The sequence below is a fragment of the Arthrobacter vasquezii genome (genome assembly GCF_029455255.1).
Classification (GTDB): domain Bacteria; phylum Actinomycetota; class Actinomycetes; order Actinomycetales; family Micrococcaceae; genus Arthrobacter_D; species Arthrobacter_D parietis.
Genome location: NZ_JAROKN010000022.1, coordinates 1 through 21,090 on the forward strand (window position 1 = coordinate 1; position 21,090 = coordinate 21,090).

General features: G+C 63.6%; 14 protein-coding genes. 6 read left to right on the plus strand and 8 right to left on the minus strand.

Annotated elements, in window-relative coordinates; genetic code table 11:
* Both P4U43_RS09605 and P4U43_RS09610 read left to right on the plus strand, forming a co-directional pair.
* Positions 1–1,333 (plus strand): FtsX-like permease family protein (locus tag P4U43_RS09605; protein WP_277358541.1); only part of this gene is annotated, 1,333 nt, incomplete at its 5' end.
* 58 nt (positions 1,334–1,391) lie between these two features.
* Positions 1,392–1,901: a hypothetical protein gene (locus tag P4U43_RS09610; protein ID WP_277358542.1), complete on the plus strand. Its 510-nt coding sequence runs from the start codon at positions 1,392–1,394 to the stop codon at positions 1,899–1,901.
* A gap of 66 nt (positions 1,902–1,967) precedes the next feature.
* Here P4U43_RS09610 and metG read toward each other — a convergent pair whose 3' ends face one another.
* The gene (gene metG, locus P4U43_RS09615; protein ID WP_277358543.1) at positions 1,968–3,536 is read right to left on the minus strand and encodes a methionine--tRNA ligase; all 1,569 of its coding nucleotides are present in this window, start codon (positions 3,534–3,536) and stop codon (positions 1,968–1,970) included.
* A 99-nt stretch (positions 3,537–3,635) separates the two neighbouring features.
* On the opposite strand from metG, the gene P4U43_RS09620 reads away from it, so the two are divergent.
* On the plus strand, positions 3,636–4,178 hold the full coding sequence (locus P4U43_RS09620; protein WP_277358544.1) for a hypothetical protein: 543 nt from the start codon (positions 3,636–3,638) through the stop codon (positions 4,176–4,178).
* Positions 4,179–4,366: 188 nt separating this feature from the next.
* Positions 4,367–5,350 (plus strand): AfsR/SARP family transcriptional regulator, encoded by a 984-nt coding sequence (locus tag P4U43_RS09625; protein WP_277358545.1) that lies wholly within the window; start codon positions 4,367–4,369, stop codon positions 5,348–5,350.
* 252 nt (positions 5,351–5,602) lie between these two features.
* On the opposite strand, the gene P4U43_RS09630 is transcribed toward P4U43_RS09625, so the two are convergent.
* A complete protein-coding gene (locus P4U43_RS09630; protein WP_277358546.1) occupies positions 5,603–11,314 on the minus strand; it encodes a peroxidase family protein in 5,712 nt (1,903 codons plus the stop codon).
* A gap of 147 nt (positions 11,315–11,461) precedes the next feature.
* Between P4U43_RS09630 and lepB the strand changes: the two genes are divergently transcribed.
* A complete protein-coding gene (gene lepB / locus P4U43_RS09635) occupies positions 11,462–11,974 on the plus strand; it encodes a signal peptidase I (RefSeq protein ID WP_277358547.1) in 513 nt (170 codons plus the stop codon).
* Here lepB and serA read toward each other — a convergent pair.
* The 5 genes from serA to ilvD all read right to left on the minus strand — a co-directional run bounded on the left by serA (position 11,971) and on the right by ilvD (position 19,352).
* Positions 11,971–13,560 carry a phosphoglycerate dehydrogenase gene (gene serA, locus P4U43_RS09640; RefSeq protein WP_277358548.1) on the minus strand — a complete coding sequence of 530 codons (1,590 nt, stop codon included), beginning with the start codon at positions 13,558–13,560 and terminating at the stop codon, positions 11,971–11,973. The genes lepB and serA overlap by 4 nt on opposite strands.
* Before the next feature lie 206 nt (positions 13,561–13,766).
* Entirely contained in the window at positions 13,767–14,792 is a 1,026-nt protein-coding gene (gene ilvC / locus P4U43_RS09645) for a ketol-acid reductoisomerase (protein WP_056548180.1), read from the minus strand.
* Positions 14,793–14,879: 87 nt separating this feature from the next.
* On the minus strand, positions 14,880–15,392 hold the full coding sequence (gene ilvN / locus P4U43_RS09650) for an acetolactate synthase small subunit (protein WP_056548179.1): 513 nt from the start codon (positions 15,390–15,392) through the stop codon (positions 14,880–14,882).
* Positions 15,393–15,394: 2 nt separating this feature from the next.
* Entirely contained in the window at positions 15,395–17,290 is a 1,896-nt protein-coding gene (locus P4U43_RS09655) for an acetolactate synthase large subunit (protein WP_277358549.1), read from the minus strand.
* 346 nt (positions 17,291–17,636) lie between these two features.
* The gene (gene ilvD / locus P4U43_RS09660; RefSeq protein WP_277358550.1) at positions 17,637–19,352 is read right to left on the minus strand and encodes a dihydroxy-acid dehydratase; all 1,716 of its coding nucleotides are present in this window, start codon (positions 19,350–19,352) and stop codon (positions 17,637–17,639) included.
* A gap of 229 nt (positions 19,353–19,581) precedes the next feature.
* On the opposite strand from ilvD, the gene P4U43_RS09665 reads away from it, so the two are divergent.
* Entirely contained in the window at positions 19,582–20,058 is a 477-nt protein-coding gene (locus P4U43_RS09665) for a hypothetical protein (RefSeq protein WP_277358551.1), read from the plus strand.
* A 3-nt stretch (positions 20,059–20,061) separates the two neighbouring features.
* Here P4U43_RS09665 and P4U43_RS09670 read toward each other — a convergent pair whose 3' ends face one another.
* On the minus strand, positions 20,062–21,030 hold the full coding sequence (locus P4U43_RS09670; protein ID WP_277358552.1) for a 2-hydroxyacid dehydrogenase: 969 nt from the start codon (positions 21,028–21,030) through the stop codon (positions 20,062–20,064).
* Between the last annotated feature and the right edge of the window lie 60 nt (positions 21,031–21,090).

Here is a 21,090-nt window from a genome sequence, read left to right on the forward strand (position 1 = left end):
CGCTCCACTTGCCGCGCTCCGGCCGGCCGAACACGCCGGTGTCACCACCCGACGCGGCCGGATCCGCCTGGGAATCGGTGTGCTGGCGGTCGTGGCAGGCAGCGCTCTGCTCGCGGTCGGAGCCGCTCAGGCCAACCTGTTGCTGGCGTTGCCCGGAGGTGCACTGTCCTTTCTCGGATTCCTGCTCTGCGCCGGCCTGTTTGTCCCGGCACTCGTCACGGGCGTCGGCCGGCTTGCCTCGCCGCTGGGCGTACCCGGGAAGCTCGCTGCGGTGAACGCAGTACGCAATCCGGCGCGAACGACGGCGACCGCAACGGCCCTGCTTGTCGGCGTCACCCTCGTCAGCATGATGATGGCCGGAGCACAGACATCGCGGACAGCGTTCGATGACGCCCTGGCGCAGAACTACCCGGTGGATCTGGCCGTGCAGCTTGAAGGCGGAGAAGACCCGGATGCTGTGAGTACCCTGCAGGCGCTGGAGGGCGTCGACGCAGTGGTGCAACCCATGCCGGTGGGCCGCACCACAGACGAAGCAGGCGGGCAGACGGTCTACAGTCTCTCGGCAGCCGACGCGGAAGCGGTCCTGCGCTCGGAGACCGCCTACCCGCAGGACGGCGAAGTGGTGATGCCGGACGGCACCGCAGTGACCGAACTCGAAGTGGCCGGGTCCTCAACTACCCGCCTTCTTCCCGTGAAGGAAGCCGAAAGCCGAACGATCGTTCCCCTCATTACGCCGGCCACTGCAGAACAGCTCGGGCAGCTGGAGGCAACGGACACGGGTGGAGTTCTCTGGCTGAAGCTGGACGACTCCCTGGGAACGGGTGAGATCATGCAGCTTCGGACGAGCGTTGTGGACGCCCTGGGCGTGTCCGAGTATCTCGTCTCGGGAGCAGCGCTGGAACGCGCAACCTTCAACCAGATCATCGATGTGCTGCTGCTTGTCGTCACAGCTCTCCTGGCGGTCGCCGTATTGATTGCGCTCATTGGTGTAGCCAACACGCTCTCCCTCTCGGTGCTTGAGCGCACACGCGAATCGGCACTCCTTCGGGCGCTGGGGCTGACCCGGGGCCAGCTGCGCGGCATGCTGGCAGTGGAAGCCGTACTGATCGCCGGAGTGGCAGCGCTGATCGGGATCGTACTCGGAATGCTCTACGGCTGGCTCGGCGCGCAATCGGCGCTGGGCATGGTGGCTGTTGTGACGCCGTCGTTCCCGTGGCTGCAGCTGGCAGGCGTGCTGGTTGTCGCTACCGCTGCGGGACTGGCGGCATCAGTACTGCCTGCCCGCCGCGCGGCGCGGCTCTCCCCCGTCCAGGGATTGGCCGTGGAGGACTGACCTGCAAGGATTGCTTCACGGTCCGCGCACTCGGGCCGTGAAGCAATCAGGAGGACCGGTGAAGAACCCCACTCGGGAAGAACGGCAATGGCTGTTTCGCTATTTGGAGGACCATCTCCTCGGAGCGACCGGCGGGGTGCGTCTCTTTCAGGCAGCTGCCCAGACCTGGGAGGGCACACAGCACGGGCGCACGCTGTCCCGCCTCCACGACGAGATTGACCACGAACGCAGTGAGCTCCTCACCTCCCTGCGCTCTCAAGGCCACCGTCCGAACCCCGCAAAGATGGTCTTCGCGCATCTCAGCGCTGCCGCCGCCCGCCTGAATCCCCTCAATGTGAGCAAGGCGGAGAACGGTCCGGGGGCACAGCTGGAGCTGGAGGCACTCCAGAGCCTCGTCCGCGGGAAGGAAGCGCTGTGGGAGACCCTCCTGGCGCTGCTGGACGACGGCTGGTCCTTCACCGGATACGACCGCGAGCGCCTCACCCAGCTTGCAGAGCGGGCGCGCGGACAACAGCGGGAAATTGCAGCCATCATGGTGAGCACGGCCGCCGAGCGTTTCCGCGCGTGACCCGCGTTGATTTGTCAGGACACGCCCCGTTAGCCGTCGCTATAGGGGTGTGTCCTGACAAATGAACTAGTCTTCCGCGGGCTCCTCGTACTTCGGGAAAATCGGAGCAGGCGCCGGTAGGGCAATGCCGGGCACCAATGGAGTTGCGATCGCGCTGAAGCGGCGGGCGCCGTCGTCGTTCACGGTGCCCTGGCCCAGAACCGTGAGCAGCTTCGCGGCGCCGTCCGGCATCACCGGCTGCACCAGGATTGATACGATCCGAAGGATCTCCAGGGTCACGTAGAGGACCGTGTTCATGCGGTCGAGGTCAGTCTTCCGCAGCACCCAGGGCTGCTGCTCGGCGAAGTACGCGTTCGTGTCTCCCAGGACCGCCCAGATCGCCTCGAGCGCGCGGGACAGCTCCTGCTTGTCATATGCGGCCCGGCAGGTATCCAGCAGCGTGTTCGCCGCAGCCAGGATGCGCTGGTCCGCCTCAGACAACGACGACGGCGCAGGCACCAGCGAGTCACAGTTCTTCGCCACCATGGACAGGGACCGCTGCGCAAGGTTCCCCAGGTTGTTCGCGAGGTCCGAGTTCATCCGGGTCACGATGGCCTCATGGCTGTAGGAGCCATCCGCTCCGAAGGGCACCTCGCGCAGCAGGAAAAAGCGGATCTGGTCCCGGCCGTACTGCTCCATCCAGTCCTTCGGCGCAATCACGTTGCCCAAGGACTTGGACATCTTCACGCCCTTGTTGTGCAGGAAACCGTGGATCATGACCCGCTTGGGCAGCTCAATGCCTGCGGACATCAGGAAGGCGGGCCAGTAGATCGCGTGGAAGCGGGAGATATCCTTGCCGATCACGTGCACGTCTGCGGGCCAGAACCTGCGGAACTGCTCCGACTCGGTGTCCGGGTAGCCCACCCCGGTCAGATAGTTGGTGAGCGCATCCACCCAGACGTACATGACGTGCTGGGGATTGCCGGGCACAGGTACACCCCAGTCGAAGGTGGTGCGGCTGATCGAGAGGTCGTCCAGACCCCGCTTCACGAAACTGATGACCTCGTTGAAGCGGGATTGCGGTGCGCCGAATTCGGGCTGCTCCGCGTACAGCGCCAGTAGACGGTCCTGGTACGCGGATAGGCGGAAGAAGTAGCTCTCCTCCTCCGTCCACGTCACCTCGGTGTCCGTGTCCTTCGAGTAGCGGATGCCGTCCTCGCGGAGCTCGGTCTCTTCCTCGGTGTAGTACGCCTCGTCACGCACCGAGTACCAGCCCGCGTACTTGTCGAGGTAGATGTCTCCGGCCGCTTCCATCCGGCGCCAGATGTCCTGCGAGGCCGCGTAATGGTCCTCATCGGTGGTCCGGATGAACCGGTCGTAGCTGATGGCGAGGTCAGCGTGGGCAGCCTGGTAGACCACGGCGTTCCGGTCCACCAGCTCCTTCGGCGAGATCCCCTCTTTCTCCGCGGTCTGAGCAATTTTCATCCCGTGCTCATCAGTACCTGTCAGGAACATGACGTCATAGCCGTCCAGCCGCTTGAAACGCGCGATGGCGTCGGTGGCGACATACTCATACGCATGCCCGATGTGCGGCACGCCGTTGGGATAGGTGATGGCTGTAGTGATGTAGAACGGGGGTTTCTGCGCAGAACTCACCCTAGAAAGTTACCCTGCCGCCGTGGGGTTGTCGCATCATTGCGTTGCCTGGCTCCTGCGATCATGGTTTTCCCATGGTGGGGAGCGAACACTACTTGCATGGCACAGCAACTCGACGACCGCCGCGTCGCCCACCGCGCTTCCCGCCCCCGGCATCGGATGCTCATCCCGGCCGCGCTTCTGATCGGCGTGCTTGGCGGCGCAACCTGGGTACTCACCAACAATGTTGAGGAGGAACCTGCCGCGATGCTGGGTGCATCGGACACTGTGGACGGCGGAATTGCCCGGATCAACGGAATACTCCCGCTCGAATCCGACGGCTGGGTGCCTCCGTCCAACGGGGCTGCCCTTGAGACCGCAGTGCCCGACGGCGCGCATCGCGTCCGCGTGCTGCTCGAACTTACTGCGCTGGAACCGGAAGGCATCGCCTTCAGCGCCGCCGACTACTTCGTCGACGGGCTTGGCACCGGGGAACCGCACGTCATCTGGGCATCCCCGTCACAGCACATCGCGGAACAGGGAGAGACGATTGATGCCACGCTGGTCTTCGAAATTCCGAACAAGGCGCTCGCACTGGTACTCAGTGACGACGGCGAGGCGCGGCTTTCGCTCGGAACTGACCACCACACGGCCGGTCAGTGAGTGGTCCTGAGTAGCCTTAGCGGCTACTCAGGTAACTACCCTGCCGCTACGCCGGGAAATTCGAGTAGTGCCCCCGAATCCTTCGGAATCGGGGTCATTTTTTCGGGTAGGGCCTACTCGTGATCCCCGTTTCTCCAATCCCTAGGTTTGATCTCGTCATCACAAGCACGAAAGACGAGGTCTCGCTCATGTTGCAGTCAGACGCATTTTCACCGGCACATTCGGGTTCCCCCGCGGACGCACCAGGCGTGCCGGCTTTCCTGACCGTCCAGCTGATCGGCTCGCTCCGTATACGGCGCGGAGACACAGTGTTGAACGCCCGGACCCTCGGCGGGCCGAAGCCGCGCCAGATCCTGGAGATCCTCCTCCTGAGCCTCGGCACACCGGTCTCCAAGGACCGCCTGATCGAGGTCCTTTGGGAAGGACACGCACCTGCTGAAGCCCTTCCGACCCTTGAAAGCTACGTCAGCGTCCTGCGCCGGAACATCCAGCCCGGCAGCGGCAAGCAGGGTCCGCTGCGCACCACGACCGGCGGTTACGTGATGGACGCAACCATGGTGGACCTGGACGTCTTCCGCTTCGATCAGCTCCTGCGGCAGGCCCAGCAGAGCGCGCCGGAAGCAGCGCTCAAACTCCTTCACGAGGCACTTACACTCGCCACCGCTCCCCTGCTGGGCGACGAGCTCCTCCCAGCCTGGGCAGAAGACGAGCGGGAGCTGCACAGCTCCCGGGTCCTTGAGGCAACGGTGCTGGCAGCGGAAACCGCCTCAGCGGTCGGTGCAGTCTCCGAGTCGATCGACTGGGCCCAGAAGGCCCTCACCATGGACCCGCTCAATGAACGTGCATGGTTGGCCCGGGTTGCCGGCCTCGAGCGCACAGGACGCTACGCCGAGGGCCTGCAGAGCTACGAGAAGTGCCGGCGTGCAATGGTTCGGGAGCTGGGATGCGCACCCGGACCCGGGCTGAAGGCAGCGCATGCCCGCCTGCTGCAGGCCACTGCAGAGAGCGAAGGCGAACTGTCCGACGTCCTGTCCGCTCTGCTTGTGCTTCACGGCCAGCTCAGCAGGACCACCGCACCGGTGGCTGCAGCTCCGCAGAACGTCCGGCAGTCTCTGCGGGACGCCACAGTCGTCATCAACTCCTTCCTTGTGCGGGCGATGTCCGCAGCGTAGGAGAGTCCCGGTTAGAGGTATCCAAAGAGGGTTTCCCCCCAGTCGGGTGGGAAACCCTCTTTGTGTGTCGGAAAAGCAAGCCGGCGTGTGCTGTTGCATGACACGTGAACCCCGCTGACGCATCGGCACGTCGCCGGCCGTGCTCAGGGGCACTTTGCTACTGCCTGCCCTGGCAGGAGCCCACGCACGAAAGGAAGGACCATGGCGGGGATTCCCGCCATGGTCCTTTCGTCTGGGAGTGGCCCTACCGCATCAGGTGATCAGGTAGTTGCCCCACCCGTTGCCGATCTGCGTGCGGCTTCCAACCCGTCCGGTTCCTGTGCCCGGGTAGAGCCACAGCCTGCCTACGGAGTCGCGAGCCACGACATCGGAACGTGAGTCCCCGGTGAGGTCACCGATTCCCACCAGTGAGTACCCGTTCCAGCCGCTGCCGAACAGTGAACGGCTCTGGAAGCCGCCTCTGCCGTTGCCGGGGTACAGGAACAGGCGTCCTGTGCTGTCGGCTGCGATGATGTCCGAGCGGGCGTCGCTGTTGAAGTCACCGACACTCGCAATCTGGAAGCCATTCCAGCCACTGCCTGCCTGGCTGCGTGACTGGAAGCCGCCTGATCCGTTGCCAGGGTACAGCCACAGCCTGCCGTTGGAATCCCGAGCCACGAGGTCAGACCGGTCATCTCCGTCGAAGTCACCAGGAGCGGTCAGTGTGTAGCCGCCCCAGCCATTGCCGATTTGAAGTCCCCTCACAAGCCCCGCAGCGCCGGTTCCGCGGTAGAGCCACAGCCGCCCGGTGGAGTCCGAGGCGAGGATATCCGCGTTTCCATCGCCGCTGAAGTCGCGGGTGGCAATGATGCTGCGCATCCCCTGCCATCCTGTTCCCATCAGCGACCGGGTCTGCAGCCGGCCTGCTCCGTCTCCCGGGTACAGCCACAGCCGCCCGTTGGGGTCACGGGCAACCAGGTCGGCAATGCCGTCGCCGTCGAAGTCTTCGCGCAGCTCCGGCCGGGTGGGGGTAGCTGCGGCTGACAGGATTGAGAACTCCCCGGCACCCAGTGCGTTGACTGCCCGTACTTGGAACCGGTAGGCCGTTTCATTGGCAAGCCCGGTGATCTCGAGGCTCGTGGCGGTTGCACCCGCTGTCCTCGGCGCTCCCACGGGCTGTCCGTCAGCGCCGAGGACCTGGACTGCGTATCCGGTGATCGCGGATCCGCCGTCGGTATCCGGCGCACTCCAGCGGACAGTCACCGATCCATCCGCCGCGGTCACTTCACCGAGAACCGGAGTTCCGGGGACTGATCGTGGAGTGACGGCTGCCGAGGCTGCAGAAGCTGCACCCTCGCCATGAGCGTTCACTCCAAGGACCTTGAAGCTGTACGCCGTGCCGTTTGCGAGGCCGGTGACTTCCGTCGTCGTCGCTGTGCCGGTGAGCGAAATCGTCTGCACGAGGGTTTCGCCAGCGAGCACCTGCACTTTATAACCGGTGATCGCGGTGCCGGCGTTGGCAGCCGGGGTGCTCCAGGAGAGCGTGGCGATGCCGTTGCCGGCGACGCCTGTCACGTTGGTCGGCGCGTTGGGCACAATGTCCGGGACAACCGCTGCGGAGAGCGGCGAGAAGGCACTCGTTCCCAGCTCGTTGGATGCCCGGACCTGGAAGCGATAGGCCTGACCGTTTGTCAGCCCGGTCATCACCGTGCTGGTTTCATTGCCGGGAACCTGGCGGAGAGCGCCCACCGGTGCACCGTTTGCGTCCACTGCACGTACCTCGTAAGTGGTGACCGGGGAAACCGGTGCACCCCATTCGACTGTGGCAGAGCGGTCGCCTGCAACTCCTGCGGCGATCTCCGGGACACCGGGAGCCTGGGAATCCGCGAACAGGAGCTTCTCGATGTTCCGCAGGGTATCCACGCCGTCGCCGTCACCCAGCGGGGGAAGTGCATCGGGATCATCGCCGAGATGCGTCACCGTGGTGACGCTTCCCGGAGCCCCCGGGACAGCACCCGTCGGTACGGTGGTCACTGTGTAGTTCTGCTCCAGGTCCGAGAAGACCGCAGCGTCCGCATCACCGGCTTTCCCTGCGTTGACGATCTCACGCACAATGACGATGTCTCCCGGATCAACAACACCGGCGAAAACAGCGGCCTGCAGGGTCCGTGAACTGTCAGCCAGGTAAGGCTTTTCAATACTGTCAGTGCTGCCGATTTCCGTAGTCGGGTCGGCGGGATCAGTGCGTACGCTCATCCGGACGCGCAGTTCCTTGTCGCCGTCGAGGATGTCGTTGCCGGACCTGCCCTCGAGCACATCCGAGCCGGCACCACCGAGAATGATGTTGCCCTCTCCCCAGATGCCGCCGTTATCCGTGACACCTGCGGGAAGCAGTTCGCTCAGGCCGGTGATTCTTGCGACTCCCTCGGCGTCCAGCCAGTTCTTGCCGGATGTTCCTTCGCCCTCGACCAGCCGGGGAACAACGTCGTCGCCGCGAAGAACATCATTCTTCGCCGCTCCGGAGAGCCCTTCCACCTCTGCATAACGGTCGCGCAGCACGTCCACGGGAAGCGGCACGCCCAACAGGTTACGAGTCAGGTCCGTGTCCGCCGCCAGGCCGTCGACCTGGTGCGAGGTCCAGTCGAAGCCCGCAGCACCTGCATTGCGCTCGATGCCCGGGTCGGCCAGCATGATGTCGTCGCCGCCTTCGGCATCATAATCATCGTCACCGTTCTGGCCCATCAGGACGTCATTGCCGGGTGTGTTCGGATCGTCGAAGAACGGGGCACCGCTATCTCCCATGAGGAGGTCGGCACCGTCCCCGCCCTGGAGCCAGTCGTCTCCTGCGTCGCCGCGGGAGAGGTCGTTGCCTCCGCCTGCAATCAGAAAGTCGTTGCCCTCGCCGCCGAACGAATCGTTGGTATTCGCTCCGCCGTTGATGAAGTCGCTACCGCTGCCGCCGAGAACGAGATCCAGTCCTGGGCCGGCGTCCAGTGCATCATTGCCCGGACCGCCCTTCAGTACGTCATCACCCGCGGAGTCGGTCACGATGTCATTACCCTCGCCTCCGAGGGCGGTGTCAGCGCCGTCGCTGCCTTCGATGACATCGTTGCCGCCGTTTCCGAGAAAGGTGTCATTGTCGACGCCGCCCCAGATGCGGTCAGCTTCTGCGGTTCCGTTGAAGACGCTCTGGCCGTTGATGCCGGCCGGGTCCTCCGAGTTGGTGGTGCGGTAGCGAATGGTGCCGTCCGGCATCCGGATCAGCAGGGCTTCCTCGTTGCACTCGGAACGCGGATCGTCCAGCACCGTGGTGCCGTTGAACTGCAGCCGGCCAAGTTCGAACTTGCAGTCGGAGGTGCCGAACACGTCTGCCTTCAGCGCAGTGGCGCTGGTGTTGCGCATGATCATTTCGGCGAAGGAGTTGCCTTCCAACTGACCCAACAGGTTCATGCCCGGCGTGCGGACCAGGTAGTAGAAGCGGTCGCCGTTCTGCAGGTCCAGCATCTGCTGCTCGAACACGTAGTTGAACGTTGAACCGAGCAGGCCGCCGAAGAGGTTGGTGCGCTCGGCGAGTCCACCGACCCAGAGATCGATCTGGTTCAGGCCGGTTTCCTTGTCAGCCCAGGTACCTACGCCGCCCATGAAGTCCGCGGCGTCTGCGGGGACGGTGCCCTCTGCAGCATCGATCGGCGGGTTCACGATCAGCTGTGCTGCATCCCGCTTGCCCTTCAGCGTGGTTGCGACGGTGATGCTCGGGTGTTGACCATACGCCGCCACAAAGTTGACCAGCGACTCCGGGTGCTTGAGATTCAGGCCGAAATCGATCCAGTTCACGTACGGCTTGAGCTGGCTGTCGTTGGTCTTGTTGTAGATTTCCTTGCGCAGGTTGTTCAGCGACGGAATGCCCGTTTCACGGGCACGGGCGATATTGATGGCGGCCAGGTCCAGCGGAAGTCCAAGCAGGTTGTTCCGCAGGGTGTCGGTAACAAACTCGTCGAGCTCGTTGCCGACCTGGTCTGACATACCCATAGCAATGGATCCGGCTGCGTCTTTAGCTGAGAGCGGCTCGGTGCCGCCGCCGTCGTAGTACATCGGCGGGTTCAGGAAAGCGTCCAGCAGCGGCACATCGTTTGTGGATCCGTCGGCATTCGTCCGGGACACGGTATCGGTGAGCATCGAGTGACCGAAGCGGTACACGGCGTGTGCAAACTCGGCGCTGATCGCCGGGTCCACGTCGTCGTGATAGGTGGCGAACGGTTCAAGGAGCGGCTGTACCTTGCGGGCAAATTCTTCGAAGGCGAGGTGCTGGTACTCCATTTCGGTCACAAATCGGGCAGCCTGGAAAAGGCGCTCGCCATTCCAGCCGCCCGCTCCGGCAGCGCTCTTCCACTCCGCCAGAGCTGTTACGCCGCGGCTTGTTGTATCGGCGGTGAGGGTTGCCTTGATGTCCTCGAGGAGTCGGTTGTGTTCCGAGTGGAAGACCTGGTGGATCATGGTCAGCGCGACATTCTCATTGACCCGGCCGTCACCGGCGACAAAATGCGCATTCAGCATCTCGTTGTCATAGGTGCTGGTGCTCGGGGCTCCGGGAGGGTTGATGGTGTCGTCAGCATCGGGCAGGAAGTTCGCCTTCGGGACAGCATTGTGCGCGATGTCATCGAGAAAGGATTCGTTCACCCGGAGCGCGTTGGCCGGCACTGCAACCGGAGCTTCGGTGTTGCCCTCGACCATGCCGTCTGCGGTCACGTACTGCGGAAGTCCGCGCTCGGGACCCGGGATGAACTTCCCGTAGGGGTCAACGGCGATCATCGGAACACTGTGCACGTCCATATCGGATAGCTGAAGACCCAACTGACCGGCCGCCTGGGCCTTCAGCATTGCCCAGGTGCCCATGCCGCCGTCGTCGGAGGCCAGCAGCGCTCCGGTGGAGACCGGCCTGCCGCCGGCGTTGTTTGTGTACTCCCTCAGGAAAACCTGGTGGGACGGGTCCGAGCTGTAGGTCTGTGATTGGTCTACCAGTGGGCCGGTGCGGTTGGTCGCCTCGCGGACATCATCCTCCGTGCCCAACTTCCCATCCAGGCCGGGCTGATTGGTGGCGCGGGTGAGGACCATGAATCGCTGGCGAGCGGGAAGATCGTCCGCACTCGGCGTAACGCCGTCGGGCCCCGCAATCAGCGGGTCATCCGGCTGCAGCGGGATGAAAACCGCGCTGCCCGACTTATTGACCATGTCGAGGCCGTGGTCGAAGAATTGTCCGAAGATTGTGAACAACGAGTTGTACGGGGGCGAGAGGCCGACGTCTGTGGTGATGTTCGGGATGAAGAGTGTTTCACCGGCAGGCACGCAGCCCGCCGGCAGCCCTCCGGCGTCGCAGGGCACCACGCTGTCGGCGCCGCTTTGCGTGCGTACCGGGTACTGCGCTGCGGAAACCGCCGCAGGATTCGTAGAGGTCTGGTCCACAATCAGATTGCTGATGACGCGGGGGTCGGCATCGACCACGTTGCCTACGCCGTCGTAGGTCGTGGGACCGGGCTGGCGGATGATGGCCCCGTCGTCGGCATCGAGGTAATCGGGAGTGGTGAGACGGGGGAAGAGACGGTTCGACTCCGCAAAGTCTTCGCGACCTGCCTGGAGGTTGTTGCAGGAGCCATCCACCGTGCGCAGTCCGTAGGAAACCAACGGGCCGGGCACCTGATCAGGTCCGGTACCGAGCAGTGCGCCGCAGGGACCGGTCTCGCTGGTGGTGTTGCGGACATGTGCCTCAGCGATCTTGATCTGGCGCAGAATGAACGCCAAGTCGGACGTCGTGACGGTAAAGCCCTGGCCGACGGGCGCCGCCTGCGCGGGCGCCGCGACCAGTGGCAGGCCGATACCCGTGAGCATAGCCAGTGATGTGAGTGCCGAAAGCGTGCGTCGAAACGGAAAACCTGTGGGCCGCATCTGAGCAGCCGGGTGCTCCTCCGAGGCGTGTTGTGCCTTTCCCATAATTCCTCCCAAGACCTACCGACGGTCTTCCACCGGTGCCGCAAGAGTCCCGTACGAGCGTTATGAATACCTTGGAAGGTGCAGGGTTTCCCCAACCATCCGAGCGGAGGATAACGACTAACGGATGACCGGTTGGAGGACGATCGCATGGGTGGTCAGGAGGCGAGCACCGCACGAACTTCGTCTGCGCGCTGGCCGCGGTACCGCTCGCTGGCGGGACTTATGGCCGTTGTACTCCTGCTCGTCGGCTTGCGGCTTTGGGTGATCGAGCCGCTCTGGGTCTCTTCGCCGAGCATGGAACCCACCGTTCCCGAGGGGAGCATCGTAGTGCTCTACCGGCACGGGGAACCGGCGCCGGGCGCTTTGGTCTCGTTCCGGAATCCCTCCGAAGCGGGTACCGTGCTCAAACGCGTGGTGGCCGTCAGCGGGCAGAGCGTTGCCATTGAAGATGCGTTGCTCTACATTGACGGCGTCCCGGTATCCGAACCTTTTGTCGACCACGCGCTCATAGACGGCACCTACTTCGGGCCCGTCACGGTTCCTCCCGGGCATGTCTTCGTGATGGGCGACAACCGGGCTCAGTCCATTGATTCCAGAGACTTCGGTCCGCTCCCAGTCGACAGCATCGAAGCCACAGTGGTGTGGCCGCTCCCGAACTAATCCTGCAGATCCACCTCACGAGCCACTGATGCGCCGATTGCGTCCTTCAGGCTCTCCAGCGCATCCTGCGGCACGGAGCTGTCCACGGTGAGCAGCGACAGCGCCTGGCCGCCCTCCTTGCTGCGGGCGACCTGCATGCCGGCAATGTTGATCCCGCGCTCCCCCAGCACCCGGCCCAGGGTTCCGATCACACCGGGCCGGTCCTGGTACAGGATCACGAGCAGGTGCTCGCTGATCGGGATCTCGAGATCATAACCGTTGACCCCGACCAGCTTCTGAATCTGCTTCGGCCCTGTGAGCGTACCGGCGACCGAGATCTGGGACCCGTCAGACAGCGCACCGCGGATGGTCAGCACATTGCGGTACTCCTCCGAGGACTCAGTTGTGACCAGGCGCGTGTTGATGCCGCGCTGCTCGGCGAGAACCGGTGCATTGACGTAGGAAACCTGCTCGGAGACGACGTCGGTGAAAACACCCTTGAGGGCGGCCAGTTCCAACGCCTTGACGTCCAACGAGGCGATCTCGCCAGCTACCTCGACCTCGATCTGAGTGAGTGAATCATGGGTGAGTGCGGTGAAGATACGGCCCAGCTTCTCGATCAGTGGGATACCGGGACGTACTTCCGGCGCAATGACGCCGCCTGCGACGTTGACGGCGTCAGGCACGAGTTCTCCTGCGAGTGCCAGGCGGACCGATTTTGCAACGGAGATACCAGCCTTCTCCTGAGCCTCTGCCGTGGAGGCGCCGAGGTGCGGGGTGACCACAACGTTGTCCAGCTCGAAGAACGGGAGATCGGTGCTCGGTTCCTTGACGAACACATCAACTCCGGCGCCGGCAATCTGCCCTTCCTTGAGCGCGTTGTACAGCGCTTCCTCGTCCACCAGGCCGCCGCGGGCCACGTTCACCACGTACGCGCTGCTCTTCATCTTCTGAAAGGCTGAGGCTCCCAGCATGCCGACGGTCTCGGGCGTCTTGGGCATGTGGATGGTCACGAAGTCCGACTCCGCAAGCAGCTCATCGAGTGTCACAAGCTGGACCCCGAGCTGGGCTGCCCGCGCCGAGGTGACATAGGGATCATAGGCGAGGATGTCAGTGCCGAAACCCTGGAGCCGGGCTGCAACGAGTGCACCGATGCGGCCAAGGCCGATGATGCCGACCTTCTTCTCGTAGAGCTCGATCCCCGAGTACTTGGACCGCTTCCACTCGCCGCCCTTCAGAGCGCCGCTGGCCTGCGGAATGTGCCTGGCGAGACTGAGGATATGGCCGACGGTGAGTTCGGCCGCGGAGATGATGTTGGAGGTGGGGGCGTTGACTACCATCACACCCGCTTGCGTGGCCGCCTTGATATCAACGTTGTCCAGGCCGACGCCGGCACGGGCGATGACCTTCAGCTTGCGGGCGGCGGCGATTGCCTCGGCGTCCACCTGGGTTGCTGACCGCACCAGGATCGCGTCCACCTCTGCGATAGCGGAGAGCAGCTTGGACCGGTCAGCCCCGTCGGTCTGGCGGATCTCGAAATCCGGTCCGAGCGCATCCACGGTTGCCGGCGAGAGTTCTTCAGCAAGGAGAACTACTGGTTTTTCCACGGGAGATCCTTCGCAGTGCGGTGGGCAGAAGTGTTCCAGATGTGTGTTCAGGAATTTTGTTCAAGTGTAGTTTGCCGCTCCGGCGAGCCCACTTTGTTACCCGCTATGGAGAGCAGATGAGAGAAGTGCCACACAATGGGCGACGGCCGGACCGGCGGGATACTCCGCCGGTCCGGCCGTCGCCTCCAGGGTGTCAACAACGATGATCAGCGGGCGACTGAACCTTCGGTGTAGTCGTCGTTGGTCTTGATCCACGAGAACAGCTTGCGCAGTTCGCGGCCCGTTGCCTCGATCGGGTGATCCTCGCCCTGCTTGCGCAGCTTCTCGAATTCGGGCGCACCCGCGTCCTGGTCATCGATGAAGCGCTTGGCGAAGGCACCGTTCTGGATATCCGCGAGAACTTCCTTCATGTTTTCCTTCACCGACGGGTCAATGACGCGCGGGCCGGAGACGTAGTCACCGTATTCTGCTGTGTCGGAGACGCTCCAGCGCTGCTTGGCGATGCCGCCCTCCACCATCAGGTCAACAATCAGCTTGAGTTCGTGCAGTACCTCGAAGTACGCGACCTCCGGCTTGTAGCCGGCCTCGGTGAGTGTTTCGAAACCGTACTGGATGAGCTGGGACGCGCCGCCGCACAGGACAGCCTGTTCCCCGAAAAGATCGGTTTCGGTCTCTTCGGTGAAGGTTGTCTCGATGACGCCCGCGCGGGTGCCGCCGATTGCCTTCGCGTAGGACAGTGCCAGTTCGCGGGCTTTGCCGGACGGGTTCTGCTCAACGGCGATCAGGTCGGGAACGCCGCGTCCCGCTTCGAATTCGCGGCGAACAATGTGGCCCGGGCCCTTCGGCGCAACGAGGGCAACATCCACGTCGGCCGGAGGCTGGATGTAGCCGTAGCGGATGTTGAACCCGTGACCGAAGAACAGGGCGTCACCTGCCTGCAGGTTGGGAGCAATGTCCTCAGCGTAGACGTGGCGCTGGACCTGATCCGGCGTCAGGACCATGATGAGGTCGGCTTCGGCAACGGCGTCGGAGACATTGAGGACGCGCAGGCCCTCGCTTTCCGCCTTGGCGCGGGACTTTGAGCCCTCCTTCAGGCCCACGCGGACGTCAACGCCCGAGTCGCGGAGGCTCAGCGCATGGGCGTGGCCCTGGCTGCCGTACCCGATAACAGCCACGGTGCGGCCCTGGATGATCGAAAGGTCTGCATCGTCGTCGTAGAACAACTCGGTCACTTGTGTTTCTCCTGTGATGTGATTGTGCCGCCCACCTGACGTGGACCGGCGTGGTTGAGGTATTGAGAGTGAAGTTCGCGCTGCTGGCTAGGCGCTCCTGAGCGCCCTGTCACTCATCGATTTGGCGCCGCGGCTGATCGCCAGGGTTCCGGACTGCACTATTTCGCGGATGCCGAACGGCTCCAGCACTGACAGGAGCGCGGAAAGCTTTTCGGCAGTGCCGGTGGCTTCGATGATCAGCGAGTCGGTGGACACGTCAACCACTGAAGCGCGGAACAAGTCTGCTGCCTGGGTTACCTGCAGCCGTGTTGCGGCATCCGCGCGGACCTTGACCAGGATGTGGTCCCGCTGCACGGAGGATTCGGGGACAAGCTCGACAATCTTGATCACATTGATGAGCTTGTTCAGCTGTTTTGTGACCTGCTCAAGCAGGTCCCCTTCTGCCTCTACCACGACAGTTATCCGGGACATCCCGGTTACTTCGGTCGGACCGACGGCCAGTGAGTTGATGTTGAAGGCGCGTCGAGCAAACAGGCTTGCGACACGGGTCAAAACGCCCGGGACGTCCTCGACCAGAACGGAAAGGGTATGACGGGCCATTGTTAGTCCTCCTGCTCCCAGTCCGGGGTCATGTTGCGGGCAATCTGGATGAGGTCGTTACTGACGCCAGTGGGGACCATAGGCCACACCATCGAGTCACGGCTGACCACGAAATCGATCACAACGGGCCGGTCGTTGATGTCCAGTGCCTGCTGGATGGTGGCATCAATGTCCTCATCCCGCTCACAACGCAGTCCGGCGCAGCCGTAGGCGTCGGCAAGTTTCACGAAGTCCGGAACCCTCACGGTGTTGTGCCCGGTGTTGAGGTCCGTGTTCGAGTAGCGGCCCTCGTAGAACAGGGTCTGCCACTGGCGCACCATGCCCAAGGAGGAATTGTTGATCACGGCGACCTTGATCGGAATGTTGTTGATCACACAGGTGGCCAGCTCCTGGTTGGTCATCTGGAAACAGCCGTCGCCGTCGATCGCCCACACCACGCGGTCAGGGTTGCCGACCTTGGCGCCCATGGCGGCCGGAACCGCATAACCCATGGTGCCCAGGCCGCCGGAGTTCAACCAGGCATGCGGCCGCTCGTAGTTGATGAATTGGGCTGCCCACATCTGGTGCTGGCCAACGCCTGCCGCATACACGCCCTCCGGTCCGGTGAGCTCACCGATGCGCTGGATGACGTGCTGCGGGGCGGAGAGCCCGTCTTCGGGCTGGGTGAACCCGATGGGGTAGCTCTCGCGGAGCCGGTTCAGCACCATCCACCAGGCGCTGTAGTCCGGCGCGCCGGAGGCGGCGAACTGCTCGCGCAGTGCCGCGGTGAACTCCGGAATGATCTCTTTCACCGAGCCGACAATCGGTACGTCGGCCGTCCGGTTCTTCGAAATTTCGGCAGGATCGATGTCCGCATGGATCACTTTCGCCCCGGGCGCGAAGCTCGAAAGCACACCGGTTACGCGGTCGTCGAACCGCGCGCCGAGCGTAATCAGCAGATCCGACTGCTGAAGGGCAGTCACCGCGGACACCGAGCCATGCATGCCGGGCATGCCGACGTGCTGCGGATGGGAGTCGGGAAAAACCCCGCGGGCCATCAGCGTGGTGACAACCGGTGCGCCCAGCAGCTCCGCCAGCTCGAGCAATTCTGCTGCCGCATGGGCCTTGACCACACCGCCGCCCACGTAAAACACGGGACGTTCCGAGGCCATGATGAGCCGGGCGGCCTCGCGGACCTGCTTGGCGTGACCCCGTACCACCGTGCGGTAGCCGGGCAAGTCAACTTTCGGTGGCCAGGAGAAGGACATCGCGCCGACCTGGGCGTCCTTTGCGATGTCCACGAGCACCGGTCCCGGCCGCCCCGTCGAAGCGATGTGGAATGCTTCAGCGAGAACCCGGGGAATGTCCTGTGATTTGGTCACCAGGTAGGAGTGCTTGGTGATCGGCATGGTGATGCCGACGATGTCCGCTTCCTGGAACGCATCCGATCCGATCACGGCGCTGGACACCTGGCCGGTGATGGCCACCATCGGCACCGAATCCATATGCGCATCCGCTATTGCGGTGACCAGGTTGGTGGCCCCAGGCCCGGACGTGGCAATGCAGACCCCCGGACGCCCGGTCACCATGGCGTAGCCCTGGGCCGCATGCCCGGCGCCCTGCTCATGGCGGACGAGGATGTGCCGAAGTTTGGTAGAGGCCATCAGCGGGTCGTAGGTCGGAAGAATTGCGCCTCCGGGAAGGCCGAAGATGTCATCAACGCCGAGTTCCTCAAGGGCGCGGACAATCGCCTGGGATCCGGTCATCTGGGTTGGCGGCACCACGCGGTTGAGCCCGAGCACCGGACTGGCGGGCGCGGAAGGAGCCGCGTTGTCCCTGCCCGGCTGCTGGACCGGTGCCGCCGGAGCGGGTTGTCTGGTTGCCATCAGCGCCGGGCTGATGGGCGATCCCTTGGACATCTTTGAACTTCCTTTGTATCCAGCACAGCTTGATCGCTGCGCAAATGTACTGCGCGAATCTGTTCGGTGGGAACAAAAAAACCCCTCAGCCTGGTGGGCTCTGCGAGGGGTTTGCGCGTGACGTAGACGTACCAGCCGGGCTTTTAGGCCACGCGCTTGGTAACTAGGACTACGGATACGAGCTGCATACCTGTAGTTTTCACTCCCTCGCCAACAGTGTCAACAACACCCGGAACCGTCTCACTATATGGACAACCATTCCAGTTACTGGACACTAACTGAAGACGACGACGCCGGCGCGCAGCCTCCGTCGTCGTCTTCAGTTCCGGTTTCCAACCGGCGCAGATTAGCCGGTGTAGGCGCCCTCGGAGGCTGAATGCACCAGCTTCGCGTACTTCGCCAGCACTCCCCTGGTGTACCGGGCGGGAAGCGGCTCCCAACCGACCCTCCGGCGCTCCAGTTCCTCGGGATCGACCAGCAGGTCGAAGGTCTTGTTCGGAATATCGGCGCGGATACGGTCCCCGTCCTTGACGAACGCAATGGGACCGCCGTCCACTGCCTCGGGAGCCACATGGCCGATGCACAGCCCGGTGGTGCCGCCCGAGAACCTACCGTCCGTCAGTAGGAGTACATCCTTGCCCAGTCCCGCGCCCTTGATGGCTCCGGTGATGGCCAGCATTTCGCGCATGCCCGGTCCGCCTTTGGGGCCCTCATACCGGATGACGACGACGTCCCCCGCCTTCACCTCCCCCTCAGCGAGAGCCTGCAAGGCCCCCTGTTCGCGTTCGAAGACGCGCGCAGTACCTTCGAACACCTCTGCGTCGAAGCCTGCGCTCTTCACCACCGCACCTTCCGGAGCCATCGAGCCGTGCAGGATGGTAATGCCACCGGTTTTGTGGATGGGGTTATCCAGGGCACGCAGGATCTTGCCGTCAACGTCCGGCGGATTGATCGCCTCGAGATTTTCAGCGAGGGTCTTGCCCGTCACCGTCAGCACGTCTCCGTGGAGGAGTCCGGCGTCCAGAAGGGCACGCATGATCACCGGCACGCCGCCGATCTTGTCCACGTCGGTCATGACGTAGCGGCCGAACGGCTTGAGGTCACCCAGGTGCGGAACGCGGTCGCCGATGCGGTTGAAGTCATCGAGCGTCAGATCCACCTCTGCCTCGCGTGCGATGGCGAGCAGGTGCAGGACTGCGTTGGTGGACCCACCGAAGGCCATCGTGACAGCAATGGCGTTTTCGAACGCCTTTTTGGTCATGATGTCCCGAGCTGTGATGCCTCGTCTCAGCAGGTTCACGACGGCTTCGCCGGACTTTCGGGCAAATTCATCCCGACGGCGGTCAGCAGACGGCGGCGCTGCCGAACCGGGCAGTGACATACCGAGCGCTTCACCGATGCAGGCCATTGTGTTGGCGGTATACATGCCTCCGCAGGCGCCCTCACCAGGGCAGATTGCGCGCTCGATGCGGTCGACGTCACCCCTCGACATTTTTCCTGCCGCGCATGCCCCGACAGCTTCGAAAGCATCAATCAGGGTGACTTCCTTCTCCGTGCCGTCTTCCAGCTTCACCCAGCCCGGCATGATTGAGCCGGCATACAGGAAAACGCTCGAGAGATTCAGCCGCGCAGCAGCCATGAGCATGCCGGGCAATGACTTGTCACAGCCTGCCAGAAGCACCGACCCGTCAATGCGCTCCGCTTCCATCACTGTCTCAACGGAGTCGGCGATGACCTCGCGGGATACGAGCGAGAAGTGCATTCCTTCGTGGCCCATGGAGATGCCGTCCGAGACGGAGATTGTTCCGAACTGCATAGGGAACCCGCCGGCCGCGTGAACGCCCTCCTTGGCGCCCTGGGCCAAGCGGTTCAGGGAGAGATTGCAGGGCGTGATTTCATTCCAGGAGCTCGCGACGCCGACCTGCGGCTTGGCGAAGTCGTCATCACCCATTCCCACTGCACGCAGCATGCCTCGGGCAGGTGCCCGCTCCATGCCATCAGTGACCGCACGGCTTCTTGGCTTGATATCCGGTGTTGCCTTGGCTTCGCTATCCACGCTCATGGGTAAAAGTCTAGGCCCGAAAGCAGGTGCGCCCTGCGCGTGTGACCGACCTATTAAGCCCATCTTAGGGGTGTGCTGCGTCACAGGCGGCCGGTGTTCAGCGCGCCCGCCGGCCGAATGGACACTGCTTATTTCGGGTAGGGTGGTCGGCGCGGACCACGTGCGGCCGGCCATCGGCGGCCGCATACCGACCAGCCGTTCCGCGGGCACTTCCCTACCCAGGCCGAAAATGATTCCCCAGTTGCCGCACGCTTCACAGGACGAGCCCGGAAGCGATGCCCTGAAGAACATCCTCCGCGGAATCTTCGACTCCCAAATCCTTAACTACGGCGATTACAACCTCATCTTCGCGGTGAACGCTCGCCGCGAAGGCAGGGACGCCGACGGGACGCGAATCAGCGCACCGAGGTACTACGTCGTCGGATACCGTTGGCAACCCACGGAGATCATGGTGGCTCCCGTCAACGGGCAGACCCTGACCGGCGGCGGCGTTCCAGTCGAATTGAACATGACCAACCTCGCCCACGCCTTTCAGTTGGCGGATGGCGATTACGAGGTGGCAACAAACACCGGCAGGACGTTCCGCTTCGGGGTTCAGCCGGACGTCATTTTCCAGCCTGCACGCCACCAGGAACTCCACCTCGAGCAGGCGGACGACTACGCGGACTTCGAACTGTTCATGCAGACGTTCATCACGCTTGCATAGCCCTCAGACGTCGCGGCGCCCCGCTTCCCACGGTCCCGGCACCACCAGATTGACCGGCTCCCGACCGACGGCGAACGCCTCCAACTGGCGCCGCAGCAGCCGCACGATGCGTGGGAGGAACGCACCGGTATTCCCACCGTTGTGGGGCGTGATGATCGCGTTTTCCGCACCCCAGAGCGGATGATCCGCGGGAAGGGGCTCAGGATCGAAGACATCGATTGCGGCATGCAGGCGGCCGCTGACCACCTCAGCCGTGAGTGCCTCCGAATCCACCACGGGGCCCCGTGCAACGTTGATGACGAGGGCGCCGTCGGGCAACGCCGCAAGCACGTCCCTTCCCACCAGTCCCCGGGTGGAGTCCGACAGCGGCGTAATGATAATCAGGACATCGTGGTTGGCAGCCAGTCCGAGAAGTTCATCGCTGCCGTGCACCTGCCCGCGCTGGTCGGTACGCGCTGTCCTGCCGACCCTCGTGAGCTCGACTTCGAAGGCATCGAGTCGATTGGCTATTTCTTCTCCGATGCCGCCAACTCCCAGGAGCAGCACTCTGCGGTCTGCAAGGCCCGGGAATCGTTCGGGCTTCCACACCCGCTCCCGCTGGTTCAACACTGCGACGTTGATGCCGCGAAGGGAGGTAATGGCGAGTCCGATTGCCATTTCGGCTGTAGCCGCAGCGTGGACGCCGGCGGCACTGCAGACGGCAACCCCGGCACCTGCCATTTCCGGCACGCCCTCATACCCGGTCGATTGGGTCTGCACCAGTTTGAGCGCGGGAGCTGACTGCAGCTGTGAGCTGAAATCGCCCCTGGCCATATAGGGCAGTACTGCGACGTCGACCTCCCGCAGGTCAGCCCCAAGGGGTTCGCCTTTGAAGTCCCACACTGCGAGGGTGATTCCGGCGGGTGCAGGACTGAGTGCTTCCAGAAGGTATTGGTCAGGCACTGTCACGGTACGGATTGTAGGAGCGGTCATGCGATCAGCGTAGCCGGACGACCGTGGGGCCCATGGACAGCCGTTTTCCGTCGTCGTAAC

What these genes read in the sequence shown, in the direction of transcription:
- P4U43_RS09670 (WP_277358552.1), bottom strand. Translation starts at nt 21,030, where the DNA reads ATGACCGCTCCTACAATCCGTACCGTGACAGTGCCTGACCAATACCTT.
- P4U43_RS09630 (WP_277358546.1), bottom strand. Translation starts at nt 11,314, where the DNA reads ATGGGAAAGGCACAACACGCCTCGGAGGAGCACCCGGCTGCTCAGATG.
- P4U43_RS09620 (WP_277358544.1), top strand. Translation starts at nt 3,636, where the DNA reads ATGGCACAGCAACTCGACGACCGCCGCGTCGCCCACCGCGCTTCCCGC.
- lepB (WP_277358547.1), top strand. Translation starts at nt 11,462, where the DNA reads ATGGGTGGTCAGGAGGCGAGCACCGCACGAACTTCGTCTGCGCGCTGG.
- P4U43_RS09625 (WP_277358545.1), top strand. Translation starts at nt 4,367, where the DNA reads ATGTTGCAGTCAGACGCATTTTCACCGGCACATTCGGGTTCCCCCGCG.
- ilvN (WP_056548179.1), bottom strand. Translation starts at nt 15,392, where the DNA reads ATGGCCCGTCATACCCTTTCCGTTCTGGTCGAGGACGTCCCGGGCGTT.
- ilvD (WP_277358550.1), bottom strand. Translation starts at nt 19,352, where the DNA reads ATGAGCGTGGATAGCGAAGCCAAGGCAACACCGGATATCAAGCCAAGA.
- P4U43_RS09665 (WP_277358551.1), top strand. Translation starts at nt 19,582, where the DNA reads ATGATTCCCCAGTTGCCGCACGCTTCACAGGACGAGCCCGGAAGCGAT.
- P4U43_RS09655 (WP_277358549.1), bottom strand. Translation starts at nt 17,290, where the DNA reads ATGTCCAAGGGATCGCCCATCAGCCCGGCGCTGATGGCAACCAGACAA.